Origin of the sequence: Streptomyces sp. D2-8 (assembly GCF_023184515.1) — a bacterium.
Lineage (GTDB): Bacteria > Actinomycetota > Actinomycetes > Streptomycetales > Streptomycetaceae > Streptomyces.
The window spans coordinates 752,261-765,351 of record NZ_JAAHBP010000001.1; the positions used below are offsets into that span (position 1 = coordinate 752,261).

A 13,091-nucleotide genomic window follows, 5' to 3' on the forward strand; every position below is an offset into this window, starting at 1 on the left:
CCGCTTATCAGGGCTTCATCCGCCTCTCAGATGATGGATGAGCCGCTGGAACACGCTCCAGGTGCCGGGGTCGGTTCCGTCTCCCAGGGGGTAGTGAAGGGCGGGCCTGGCAGCGAGGCCGAGCCGCCTGGGCACGGGGCCGAGGGGCGGATGCCCGGCACGGGCGTGACCGACGGCGTCGGCCTCGGCACTGCCGAGGGTGAACGCGACGGGAACTGGCGGGGCTTCCAAGAGCGGCGGGACCGTGAGGTCGCGGCGCGCCGCACGCAGCGACGTGAGCAGGGTGACGAGACCGTCTTCGGCGTCGAGTGCGGTCGCGAGTTCCTCGACCGCGTCCATGGGCGGCGTCTCGTCACCGCCGTAGCCGAGCGCGAGAGTAATGTCCTCCTCGACTCCCGCCGGTGTACGGAACACACGGACGGTGGCGAGAGCGGGCCGGTCGGGGTGTCCGACGGCGACGAGCCAGGTGGGCCGGGGCGCGCGAGTGCGGGCCAGGTCGGTCAACTGGCGTGTGGACCAGGGCAGGTTGACCGGTTCGGCGGTGCTCCATCCCGCTGGCGGTGCGCCGGTCAGGTGCCGGAAGGCGGTTTCGATGGCGCGGCCGAGGATGACGTTCTCGTCGGCGGGGTGGCGGGTGCGCAGCGTGAGGATCAGCTGGCGGTCACCGGTGTCCGGGGTGGGGGCGAAGGCCTCGGCGACCCTGGTGGCGCCTTGCTTGTCGTGTGCGGGGGTGAAGGTGCCGTTCTTCCAGTGGAGTATGGCGCCGGACAGCCCGTCGTAATAGCCGTGCTCGGGGTCCTGTACCACCCATCGGTTGGGCAGACCCCGCAGAGCGGTGCGGGTGGGGAGGGTGAGGCGCGCGGTGGGCGGGGTGACGATCTGCAGGGCGCGCTCGGCGGTGGCCGCGGTGCGCAGGGCGTCGGAGAGCCAGCTGGTCATGGCGATCAGGGGGCGGTCCTGGATGACCACGGCTGTGGTGTCGGTGAGGACGTCCACGGCGGGAGCGGTGATGGCCGGCACGGGGAGCGCGGAGACGTCGGTGGTGAGGGGGACTACGTCGGTGGTGGCGGCCTCCGGCGGCCATACCGTTCCGCCCAGCACGGAGGCCAGGCGTCCGGCGAAGGAGCCCGCGAGCCGTCCGGCTTCGGCTACGGCGGTCGAGGCGCGGGCCTCGGTCCACCACACCGGCCCGTCCTCGACCGCGTGGTCCAGCAGACGCGTGGTCTCGCCGGGGACCTGGACGAGGATGGGCGCCTCCACCGAGACAAGGGGATGGCCGTCGGGGCCGCAGAGCTGGACGACCGCGCCCTCGGTCGTCGTGTTCACGCCGAGGTCGGGGCCGCCGGCGTAGAGGCCCGCGAGCAGGGTGGGCAGGTCCGGCATCTTGGGGGTGAGGGCGATGACGTCCTTGGTCACGGGCCTTCTTCATCTGCGAGGGCGGTCTGGATGAGCTGGTGGGGGCGACCGCGGCGGACGAGTGTGCCCCGGCCCGGCGGCTGCTGGGACGCGTACAGGCCGGGGAACAACTGGCCTTCGGTGCGATCGCCGGTCATGACGAGTGCGGTTGTGCCGGTTTCGCGGAGGGTGGTCAGAAGGGGTTCGTAGAGTGCGCGGGAGGAGCCGGCGGCGCGGCGGGCGATGACGAAGTGCAGGCCGATGTCCTGCGCGGAGGAGACGTAGGGCAGGAAGGGTGCCAGGGGCTGTTGACCCGCCGTGGTGAGGATGTCGTAGTCGTCGACCAGGATCACGATGCGGGGCCCGGTGAAGGCGGGCTCGCCGGTCAGCGGGGCGTCGGGGTCCGCCGTCTCCGGCAGGCGTTTCTCCAGCTCCGTGGAGATGCCCGTGGACAGCGCGTTCGCGAGCTTGGCGTTGTGGGCGTAGCCGCCGCGGTAGGGCTCGGGGACCACGCCGCGCAGGCCGCGGCGGGGGTCGTAGACGCCGAAGACGAGTTCTTTGTCGCCGTACCGTTCGACGAGTTGGGTGGCGATGAGCTTGAGCAGGTTCGTCTTGCCGCATTCGTTGTCGCCGAGGATCAACAGGTGCTGGTCCATGCCGAACAGGTCGAGCAGGACCGGCGCGAGGGTCTCCTGGTCGACACCCACGGGGATCGCCGCCGGTTCGGTGGCCGGTGACGGCAGCTTGGCAGCGGGCAGGCGGGTGGGCAGTACTCGTACAGGCGGGGCGAGTTCGCCGTGCCAGGAGGCACGGATGGTGCGGGCGGTGCGTTCGAGGGCCGGGCCCAGATCGCCGGTCTCCGGCCGGTTGTCGATGCGGGGCAGTGCGACCTGCGCGAAGAGCTTGCCGTCGGTCAGGACGCGGCCGGGGGTGTCCGGGGCGAGGGTCTCGGACAGTTTGCGGTCGATGGAGGAGTCGGCCGGGTCGTTCAGGCGCAGTTCGACGCGGGTGCCGAACATCGACTGGGTGGCGATGCGGACGTCGTTCCAGCGCAGCATGCCGGCGACGACGTGGATGCCGTAGCCGCCGCCGCGCTTGAGCAGGTCGGCCACCGGGTCGTCGAGGTCGGCGAACTCGTCGCGCAGGGCGCCGTATCCGTCGATGATCAGCACGATGTCGGTAGCGGCCAGCTCCGGCAGCCGCCCCGTGGCCCGCAGGTGGCGCAGCTGGTCGACGGAGTCGATGCCGTGCTCGCGGAACAGTTCCTCGCGGATCGCCAGCATGCCGCGCACCTCGGCGACTGTGCGGGCGGCCCGCTCGTGGTCGGCGCGGGAGGCGATGCCGCCGACGTGCGGTAGTCCGGCGAGGGCGGACAGGCCGCCGCCTGCGAGGTCGAGGCCGTAGACGGCGACGTCGGACGGGGTGTGGGTGAGGGCCAGGGAGAGGGCGAGGGTGCGCAGGAGGGTGGTCTTGCCGGACTGCGGGCCGCCGATGACGGCTGCGTGCCCGCCCGCGACGGTCAGGTCCAGCTGCCACGGCTGCTGCCGTTGCCGGGCGGGGTCGTCCAGGATGCCGAGCGGGACGGTCATCGGACCGCTCGTGTGGGTGAGGCGCACCCCGTCCGTGTCGGCTCGGAGGGGGCCTGCGGCCGCGTCGAGGGTGGTGGCGTCGGGCAGTGGGGGCAGCCAGATGCGCCGTACCGGCGGTGCTGCCGTGGCCAGTTGGCCGACCATGACGGACAGGACGGTCGGGCCGGTTTCCCGCTGGGTGGCGACGGGCTCCTCCACCGCCTCGGATTCCAGAGGGGTGTTGTACGCCGGGTAGGGGCGGGCGAGTGGCTCTTCGTCGCGTTGGTCGCGCTGGGCCGGTCCGCGGTAGGGACCCGAGACGTATCCGGCCTTGAAGCGCTCGTAGGTGGAGGTGTCGACCTTGAGGTAGCCGAAGCCGGGCAGAGGCGGCAGGTGGAAGGCGTCGGTGGTGTCGAGGACGGTGCGGGACTCGTCGGCGGAGAAGGTGCGCAGGCCGAGCCGGTAGGACAGGTAGGTGTCCAGGCCCTTGAGCTTGCCGCCCTCGATGCGCTGGCTCGACAGCAGCAGATGGACGCCGATGGAGCGGCCGATGCGGCCGATGGACAGGAACAGGTCGATGAAGTCCGGCTTGGCGGTGATGAGTTCGCCGAACTCGTCGATAACGATGAACAGGTGGGGGAGAGGTTCCAGGTCGGGGCGGGCCGTCGCGCGCAGGGTGGCGTAGTGGCCGATGTCGGCGACGTTCCCGGCGTCTTTGAGTACTCGCTGGCGGCGTTTGACCTCGCCGGCGAGGCTGGAGTGGACGCGTTCGACGAGCCCGGCCTGGTTCTCCAGGTTGGTGATCACGCCGGCCACGTGGGGGAGTTCCGCGAAAGGGGCGAAGGTGGCGCCGCCCTTGTAGTCGACCAGGACGAGGGCCAGGTCTTCCGGGGAGTGGGTGGCGGCGAGGGCGAGGACGAGGGTGCGCAGCAGTTCGCTCTTGCCGGAGCCGGTGGCGCCCACGCACAGTCCGTGCGGGCCCATGCCGAGCTGCGAGGACTCCTTCAGGTCCAGCAGCACCGGCTCGTGGCGGTCGGTGAGGCCGATGGGGACGCGCAGGAAGTCACGCTCGCCGCGGGGCGCCCACAGGCGGTGCAGGTCGAGGGCGGCCGGGTCGTCGATACCCAGGAGGGCGGGGAAGTCGACCGGGCCGGACACGGGTGTGCCCTCGGCCGCTGACTCGGCCGACAGACGCAGTGGGGCGAGCATGCGGGCGATGCCCTCGGCTCCGGCAGTGGTCACCGCGTCGACCGTGCCGTGGGCGGAGGGCGTGTCCGGGGCGCGCAGGTCGTCGACGGCGATCCGGTCGCCGTCGACGGTGATGCGCACGCTGACCTGATCGGGCTCGTGCACCTGCCGCTGAAGCAGGTGGAGCACGGTGACGCCCATCTCCGGCAGCCCGATCGCCGAGTCGGCGCACGGGAGTTCGGCTGCGGTGTCGCCGTACGAGTCGCTGACCATGAGCATGCGGGAGGTCAGGCGCAGCGCCTCCTGGGTCCTGCCGGACAGTCCGCGGCGTACCTCGGCCGCGTACGCGGCACGCTGCCGAAGGCCTGGGCCGCACAGCCGCGCCAGCTCCGTGAGGTCGGTGGCGAAGCGGCGGGCGGCGACCGGGCCGTCGTACATCTGTGGGTCGAGGACGTGAGGCAGCCACTTGGCCCACGTCCACTCCGGCTCGTCGCTGGTGCCGAGGGCGACGGCGACGTCGTCCGGCGCGTGCGTCACGACGGTCTGCAGCAGCAGCGCGCGGGCGACGCGCAGGACGTCTTCCCGGTCGCCGATGATGCTGACGTTCCCTGCCCGGTCCAGCGGCACGGTGAGCGGGAAGTCGGTGGCCGTGCCGAAGCGGCCCTGCAGGGCGCGGGCCTCGTTCAGCATGAACGGGTCCGGTGGGGTGAGGACACCGCCGGTACTGTTCTGCGCGATGCTCAGCTCATGTGTCGGCACGTCGCCGGTGCCAACCCGCACCGAGAGGAAGTCAGTGTCCCGGCGCCGCCGCTCCCACAACCTGGCCGGGTCCCGCACGAGGTCGTACAGGGCCTCGGGCGGTGGGTTCAGCTCGCGCGCCGCCTGCCGTCGTTCCCGCTCGGCGGTGCCGAGTTCCTCGCGCAGTTCCTCCAGGTACTCCAGGTATCGCTCGCGCTGCACGCGCCGGGTGCGCTGTGCCTTGCCGCGCTGGGACAAGAACAGCGCCACCGCTCCCAGCAGGGCGACGACCAGCACGATCGCGCCGATCGCGGCGAACTGGCTGTTCCGGATGACCGTCATCAGCACGACCGAGCTGACGACACCGGCCATGGGCAGCAGTGCGGTGGCGGCATTGCCGACCTTGCCCTCCGGGAGGTTCGGAGGCGCCTCGATGGTGCGGGGTGTGGCTGGATCGAGAGGACGGGTGCTGCGGGCGGGCCGGTGGATCACCTGCTGGGTCATCGCACCCTCACCGCCCGCTGCATCACTTCGGCCGCCAGGCGGACGGCCGCGTCCCGGGTGCTCCGGCCCAGCATGGCGGTGTGGATGGGGCCTCCTTGGGCGAGATGACGGTCGTAGGGGAGCAGCACGACGGGCACGCCGGGCTCGCGCAGGTGCGCGGCGGCCGTCTTCGGGTCGAGGGTGGTGTCGGGGGAGTTCGCGCTGAGGGCGACCACGGTGGTGGCCAGAGCCGAATGCGGCAACTGCCCCAGCCAGTCGAGGACCTGGCGGGTGCCGTGGATGCCCTCGGCGGTCATCGGGGCGACGACGACTCGTGCGTGGGCGGTGTCCATCGCCGTACGTGCCACCTCGCCGGGCAGCGTCTCGCAGTCCACGACCGTTACGGCGAAGTACCGGCGCAGGGCCAGCGTCACCGTCCGGTAGGTGCGCATGTCCATGGGGGCGCCGACCCGTCCCTGGCTCGCGGGCAGCAGCCAGCCACCATCGGTCACGGGCACCAGGTAGCCCGTGACGTCCGTGAGCTGCATCGCGGGCGTCAGGATCCGGGCCAGGTCGGCGCAGCACCAGCGCACCGTGTCCGCACCCATCCGCACCGGGAGCGTGCCGAGGGCAGCGTCCGCCTCCAGGGTGAGCACCGGATCGTGCCGGTAGTGGTTGAAGGTACGGCCGAGCAGCGCGGAGACCGTGGACTTGCCGACGCCGCCGCGGATCGAGGTAACGGCGATGACCCGTCCGGTGGTGACGGGCTGCGGCAACTCCTGGGCGAAACGGGTCTGTTCGGCGACCTCCTGGGTGGCGGAGGCGGTAAGGCGGCGCAGGGACGCGCCGGCGCGGCGTGCGGCCGAGTCGCCGTGCTGCGGGTTGCCCAGGGCGATGGCGAGGCGGGGGTCGACGGTGGGGTGGGATTCAGGGGCCGGGACCGGGACTTGAGGGGCGTGCGTTCGGCGGCGGGCCGGTGTCGAAGGAGGTGTGGAGTCAGGTGTATCGGAGACTGCAGCCTGGACTGCCGGGTGCTCGGGCACGGCAATCGGCTCTTGGTCGGTGAGTTCGCGCAGCACGTCGCGCTGCCAGTCCCCGCCTCCTGTCATACCGGTCACCCTGTCCTACGCGAAGGTGCCGAGCAGCCGCCCGTACACCCCGAACACACCGATCACCAACGGGAACAGGGCGATCACGGCGACGGACTCCAGCAGGTCACCGGCGCGCCGTAGCCGCACCCGCACATGCTCGGCCGGCTCCACGGCCAGCACCACCAGAGGTGCGACGGCGAGGAGCCCGAGCACGGCGACCGGACCTGCGGCCGCGGTGCGCTCACCCCACACCACGACGAGACGCACGGCGACGACGGCCGCCGCGACGAGCAGCACCACGACCTCGGCGGTGAGCGGAAAGGCACGCGCCCGCAGCGCGAGCACCACCATGACGGTGATGCCGAGCGGCACGCTCCACACCGACACGGTGCCCAGGACGAGCACGCCGGCCGCGCCCGCGGACGCGGCGAGAGCAACGGTGGCCAGCACCAGCCCGCGGTGGGTGGCCGCGAGCGCCGTGCTCACTCGGTACCGGCTCACCGACACCCCACCCGTGGGACGGTCGTCCAGACCGGTCAGTCCTGACGCCATCAGCGCGAGCCGAGGCAGCATCCCGAGGACGACGAGGGAGACGACGGCGAGCAGCGCGCCCACCCGGGTTTGCTCGGCTGCTGTGCCTGCCCCGCCCTGCAGCCCGAGAGCTGCTTCCCACGCCACAAGGCAACCGGCGACAGCCCCGGCACCGATCAGCGCCCCACGTCCGATGGGCGTGAACCACCCGGCGAGCAGCAGTGCGAGTGTCACGGCGCCCGCGATGCACGCCAGCCGCGCCGCTCCGCCCCAGCCGTGGGCGTCGGCGCAGGTCCAGGCGCCCAGGACGGCCAGGGCCGCGGCCGTGACGATCAGGGTGGCGGCGAGCGTGTGCCGCCGGGCCCGCCCGAGGAGTGCACCGGCCGGGGCACACGCCGCGGCAATGACGAGAAGCCCCGCGCCGACCGATGAAAGGGTGAACTGGTCGCGGGCCAGGAGCCCGGCGGCCAAGGCCCAAAGGATGGTTGCGCACCCGGCGACAACGCGCCGCACGACAGGCCGCCACCGCCAGACCCGCAGGTCGAGATCGTCGGCGACTTCGTCGGTTACGTCATGGACGACAGGAGCGGAAGGGGCATCCTCCACCCGCACAAGCCGCAACACGGCCCCGTCGGCCACACCGGACGACTCCAGAGTGCTGTCGTGCGCAAGGGCGGACCCGTCCGGGGTGACCAGATGCCGCAACTCGGGCCGGTCCCCCACACGGTCGTCCAAGAGCCGCATGATCTCCGGTAGCAGAACCCCGACGGGCTCCCGCGAAGGCAGTACGAGGTCGACCCGACGTCGCTCGCCGACCAGTGTGACCCGGCTCAGCGCCGTACGGCTGCTGGTCGCCGAACGACTCAAGGACCCCGTGGACATCACGCGTTCGAACCTATCATCGAGAAGAAGAGGCAGAAGGGGCGGCAGTGCTGGGAGAGTTCTGCCCCGAGGACGGCACAGACGCGCCGTACGGGCTCTTCCCGATGACCCTGTGCGACACGAAAGACCACCCCACACACCCGGCACACACCACCGCCGCGATGACCAGGCCGGCGAACACCTTCCCCATCCGCTCATCGAGCGACCGCCGCTGCCGCTGCGCGCCGAAGAGGAGAGCGTCGCGGAGGCGACGGCGGCGGACGGAGACCGATTCAAGGAGCTGACTGTCGTAGTCCTGGGCTGTCACAGTCTTCGGTCACCTGTTCTTCAACGGGGAATTCGGCATTCGATAGGGCGCACGCCTCACACCGGAAACTCGCCCACCCAAGTCCGCCGCAGCAGGTGATGAGGCAGGTAGTCAGACTCGACCTCGATGGGGAAACCTGCATCGTAGGCGAGACAAGCCATGGCAAGCGGACCGAGGGCGAGAGAGCCGGCCAAGTCGGCCGCCCGATCCTCGCTCGCGGTCCAGTAGGCCTTGTGCAGCTCCAGAGCCTCGGCCAATGCGCCATTGAAGCCTTCGTGATCCTTGCGCAGAAAATGGTGGAACAGGTTGATCGGCGGATAGAGGACGTTCTGGAGCAGATCCCTGGGGGCGACGGTCGCCACGTCTGGATGGGACGCCTCGATGGCAGCCGTCAACTTCTCGACCAGCCCAGGCTCTTCGAGCCAGTAGGTTTGCAGTGCGTCGACCCAGCGATAGACGAACTCGTCGCCCTGGCCCCCCGAAGCGCGAAGAACCTCCATGGGGATTCTGCACATCTGTGTCATGCGTTCCTGGTCGCGGCAGATGATCACGAACCACAGCGACGTGAGCCAGTTGCCTGCGTTGGCGTAGGACTGAGGTCCCGTCGCGGGGATCGCGCGCAGCTCGTCGACGATGCGGCGCTGCAGGGTGCCCTCCGTGGCCGCTGCCGCAGCGAAAGCCGCTTCACCTACCTGCATGGCGCTGACCGTGGCCTCCCATGTCTCGAGGAGATTGGCCCGAGGGTTGGTCTCAGCCCGCGCTTGTACCAGCAGGAGCGCCTCGTTCAGTGCCATGCCGAACAGCGTTGGCGACTGCCCCAGATCCTGGATGCTGTCCTTCAGCTCGTCGGCGAGGTCCTGCACAGCGGCATGTTCCAACTGCTGCGGCCTGCTGTGCCGTTCCACCGTCACGGTCACCAAAGTCTCCCGTCACCCCAAATCGAACCGACGCATATAGTATCCAGCGTACTCGCCACCGTTGGACTTACCCTTGACAAGGATGTAGTCGACCTTCCCTTGCTTGAGGGCGGCCTTCAGTTCCTTGTACAGTTTGGCTTCGTTGCGGTTTCCATTGAGTCCGCGCTTCTTCATCTCATTCAAGATGTCAAGGAAGTACTCTCTCGATCCTTGCGCGACGCTGAAACCGTTTGGCAAGTCCCTCTTGCCGATTTCCGTACCCACATTGCTCTTGGCCTCGACCACGACGAAGCCGCCGTCTTTCCGCCGCCAGAGCTGATCGAACTGGTCATTGCCATTCCCCGGGCCGTCGAGCTTCTCCCAGGTGGCACCCGGATAGTGCTCCGGGATCACATGATGCTCGGCTATTGCCTCGCCGTATGCCTCGGCGTCCAGCCTCATCCGGTTGTGGAACGGAGCGTGACTGGCCTTTACGTTTTTCAGCGCGTCAAGGTTCTCAGGAGATGCCACCTGCTTATAGTTCGCCTTGGCTTCTTTGACCTTGTCGTGCCAAGGGGTGTCGGCTGTGATCGAGGCGTGGCGCCTTTGGGCGGCGTCGTTCAGTGCGCGGACAGCATCAGGCGTGGTGACCGTGTCCGGCCCGCGCTTAACGTCTCCATCAGGAACGTACTTCGGCGGTAGCGGAGGCGGAGAATCATCCTTCGAGATCCAGACCTTCGGATTCTGGGGATCCTTCACCAACTGAGGTGGCGGAAATCCACTCTCGTCAGGCAGGTCGACGTCGAGACGCCGCCCGTCTTTCGCAAAGTACTGCTTGAGGTATCCGGGCTCATGGTTGGCACGGTAGACCTGGATCTCCATGATCTGCCTGGGGGTGAGTGAACCCCTTGGTCCGTACGGGTTGTCTCCGTCCCGCATGAAGCTGGGGCGAGCCGGGACATGAGGCTGCTGGGCAGTGGCGTCACTGTCCGGCACGGACGTACCGTCTGATCCTCCGCTCCGGCCGATGTCATCAGGGCCGACGCCCCCGAGACCGCCGGAGCCACTGACGGCATGGCCGTTGCCGACCGTCCCCGCACCCGGACCGGACGCTCTGGAATCGCTGGCACGTGGGACTCCACCACTGTGGGCCATCTCCCCGGCCCCACGCGGCGTATCCCCGTCACGCCCCCCGGCTGGTGGCTCATGCCCCGCCCTCGGCGGCAGACTGCCCCCAGAGCGAGCACTGGCCTCAGGCGCCCGCGACGTCGCACCGACGCCGACGAGTTCCCGCTCCTGCATCGCCATCTCACCCGGCGATGTCTCTGCCGTGAGGGAACGTTCCCGCAGCGGAGCATCGCTGACGACCTCGCCGTCCTTGAGGACGACGAACCTCCCGTCTTCGACGACGAGCACGGAGCGTCCGGACGCGTCGGAGAACTCCAGGACGCTGTGCGGGCTACGGAGTGCAGGCACGTTGTTGACGCCGCGCAGGCTCTCCGTCACCTGGGCGATCCTGGGAATGGCATGCCCTGTCACCTTGACCGCGGCGCTGATCGGGTCGATGACCTCGCCGACCTTCGCGACCGTGGCAGCGGTCTTGGCCGCCGCGCCTGCTTTCCCTGCCGAGGCGACCTTGAGCGGGCCGACGCCCAGGGTGAGGCCGTTGAAAACGACAGTGGCCGCGGCGCGGGACGGGTTCTCCTCCCACATGTCCCAGGCGACGAAGCCCTTCGCGAACTCCTTGGCGTACCCCTTGCTCTCCTGGGCGAAGTCGGACGCGAAGACGCCGGTGGGCTCGGGGCCACCGGACTCCATGAGATAGGTCTCCGCCCCGACCACAGCCCGGACCAAGCCCTCCCAGGCCTGCCCGGCACTGTCCGAGCCGTGGAATCCGGTGAGGGTCGCCAGGCCGTCGATGGTGCCCCAGACGTTGTCGACGATGATCCCGTCCCAGAAGAAACTCTTGGCGTAATAGCCGAGGTCGTCCGGATCCCACCAGTCGTGCGACTGGGTGACCGGCGTGCCCCACGGGAGTTCCTTCGCCTGGTCCAGCACCTCCGCGCTGTAGCCGTAGAGTTCCGCGCCGCGCGGTACGAACTGCTTCGCGCCGGTGTTCATCACGTACTGCGTGCCGCCGACCAGTGCCGTGATCTTGTTGTTGCAGGCGATCTCGGCAGCGGCGAACTGCTCCTGCGCGACGTTCACGTCATGCATCAGAGCCCGGTGCTCCGAGACCTTGTCGGCGTCATCGGTCCAGTTCTCGTCGAACGCCCCGCTGCTGGTCTTCAGCCCCGCCATGAACGTGGTCGCCTGGCTCTGCAACTGCTCCAACCGCTCCGCGATCGGTGCGACTTCGGCCGCGTAGGTCCGCAGCGCGTCGGCCACCGTGGCGACCTTGTCTCCGAACCTGTCGGCGGCGTCGCGTACCGGCGTGGTGGAGGCGAAGAGGTCCTCCGCTTCTGGCGCCTGGTAGAAGGCCGACAGGCCCTGGAACTGCCGATGCGCCTCACCGCCGGCTTGGCGGATGCCGTCCGCTTCCTTCCGCAGGGCGTCTGTGTGCTGTTCCAGCTGATCGAGATCACCGGTGAACAGCGGAATGGACTCCGGCTTGATCACAGGCGGCCGGCCTTCCAGCCGTCAGGCATGTCGGGCCTGACCAGCCCGGCCGCCCGACGCTGCACCTCGGCAGCCATCTCCAGGTCACCGTCCCGGTACGCCACCGTGGCCTCCACCGCGCCGTTGACCGACTTGCCGACCCGCTCGCCGATGAACTTCAGCTCGTCCGCGGTGCCTTCCATGAACTCGGCTAGGGCTGCGGCGACCAACCCGGTCTGCCCCTTGTGCTCCCCGCCCGCCCCGCCCGGAGCGAGCGTCCCGGCCGTTGTAGCCGCTCCCTGCACGTCACCCGAGTACGCCTGGACGATCTCGTCCAGGACCTTCATGACGTCGCCCACGTTCGAGACCACACCTTGGACCCCGGACGGAGAGATGTCCCACGCCGGCATGCGTCAGCCCCCGTTTCCCTGCTCCTGCTAGCGCTCCGCGTTCCGTGTCAGCCGATGTTGTCGACGGCCGCCCGTGCCTTGGCCAGGGTCGTCTGCGCGGTCCCGTCGTTCTGCTCCATCGTCGTGCGCACCAGCCGGATGATCTCGCGGACCTCACCGGCGGCGCGGTGCCAGCGATTCTCCTTGCCGTGGTACTCGTCGGCGACGCCGTCCGCGGTGAAGTCGGCCATCGCGGCCTTCACCGCGCGGTCGCGGTCGGCCAGGACGCGCTCCAACTGCCCGATGACGGCGTGCAGGCTGATCTGGACCTCGCCGGATGCGCCGGTGTCGTACGAACGGCGGTCCTGGTTCTGCCCCATGGTCAGTTCCCCCTTGAAAACGGTGACGGTGAAGGTGGCTATGGCCGACGGACGACGGCCGACGGGCGCCTGCGCGCTTCCGTGGCTACCGTGCGCCGAAGCGAGCCGCGTCGAAGTTGGCGGCACCCATGTTCTGATGGGCGTTGTCTTCCAACTCCACGTCACCGGTCCCGAACGCGGTGTCCATCCCGGACTGACCGCCCAGGATTGCCCCCAGCGAACTGTTCAGCGCATCCGTGGTCTCGTCGGCATGCAACTTGAACCTGTCGAACGCGGCCTTGCCCGCCCCGTTGAACTTCCCCTCCAGCGGCTCCGCCGCCTGGATCAGCCACGTGATCAGCGTGCCCAGGTCCTCGGACGAACCGACGGTGCTCTTCCCGAGCTCCGACAGGGTCGTCGATCCCATGTCGAACTTCATACCCCTACCCCCGTAAGCGTGTTGCGCAGTAACGATGCGCGATCACTGCAGCTTACTCACACGTCACGCGTGACTCACAGTTCGTCGAACATCCTTCCGTACCTTGCGTTGCACGCGCAACGCAGAAGAGGCCGAAGTGGCGTGATCTCGTGCGTGGATGGCCGTCGCCCGGGGCTCCGTGAGGAGCCCCGGGGAAAGGACCTCGGCGGACAGCCCGACTCGTCTGT

At 69.4% G+C, this 13,091-nt stretch carries 10 protein-coding genes; all 10 read right to left on the reverse strand.

Translation table 11 applies throughout. From position 1 onward, the window contains the following. Positions 1-15 precede the first annotated feature (15 nt). Entirely contained in the window at positions 16-1,416 is a 1,401-nt protein-coding gene (locus G3I77_RS03410) for a DUF6177 family protein (protein WP_248500964.1), read from the reverse strand. Beyond that, positions 1,413-5,393 (reverse strand): type VII secretion protein EccCa, encoded by a 3,981-nt coding sequence (eccCa, locus tag G3I77_RS03415; protein ID WP_248500965.1) that lies wholly within the window; start codon positions 5,391-5,393, stop codon positions 1,413-1,415. Before eccCa ends, G3I77_RS03410 begins: the two co-directional genes overlap by 4 nt. After that, positions 5,390-6,481, reverse strand: a complete 1,092-nt coding sequence (locus tag G3I77_RS03420) for a hypothetical protein (protein ID WP_248500966.1) — start codon at positions 6,479-6,481, stop codon at positions 5,390-5,392. The genes eccCa and G3I77_RS03420 overlap by 4 nt, the downstream gene beginning before the upstream one ends. 15 nt (positions 6,482-6,496) lie before the next feature. After that, a complete protein-coding gene (eccD, locus tag G3I77_RS03425; protein ID WP_248500967.1) occupies positions 6,497-7,876 on the reverse strand; it encodes a type VII secretion integral membrane protein EccD in 1,380 nt (459 codons plus the stop codon). A 16-nt stretch (positions 7,877-7,892) separates the two neighbouring features. Next, positions 7,893-8,183, reverse strand: coding sequence for a hypothetical protein (locus tag G3I77_RS03430; protein WP_248500968.1), 291 nt, complete (start codon positions 8,181-8,183; stop codon positions 7,893-7,895). Positions 8,184-8,239: 56 nt separating this feature from the next. Then, on the reverse strand, positions 8,240-9,100 hold the full coding sequence (locus G3I77_RS03435; protein WP_248500969.1) for an immunity 49 family protein: 861 nt from the start codon (positions 9,098-9,100) through the stop codon (positions 8,240-8,242). A gap of 12 nt (positions 9,101-9,112) precedes the next feature. Continuing rightward, complete coding sequence (locus G3I77_RS03440) at positions 9,113-11,698, reverse strand: hypothetical protein (protein WP_248500970.1); 2,586 nt, start codon at positions 11,696-11,698, stop codon at positions 9,113-9,115. Beyond that, a complete protein-coding gene (locus G3I77_RS03445; RefSeq protein WP_282572389.1) occupies positions 11,695-12,087 on the reverse strand; it encodes a DUF6507 family protein in 393 nt (130 codons plus the stop codon). The genes G3I77_RS03440 and G3I77_RS03445 overlap by 4 nt, the downstream gene beginning before the upstream one ends. A gap of 47 nt (positions 12,088-12,134) precedes the next feature. Next, positions 12,135-12,446 (reverse strand): pore-forming ESAT-6 family protein, encoded by a 312-nt coding sequence (locus tag G3I77_RS03450; RefSeq protein WP_248500972.1) that lies wholly within the window; start codon positions 12,444-12,446, stop codon positions 12,135-12,137. Between the two features lie 85 nt (positions 12,447-12,531). Beyond that, on the reverse strand, positions 12,532-12,864 hold the full coding sequence (locus G3I77_RS03455; RefSeq protein ID WP_248500973.1) for a hypothetical protein: 333 nt from the start codon (positions 12,862-12,864) through the stop codon (positions 12,532-12,534). Positions 12,865-13,091: the final 227 nt, after the last annotated feature.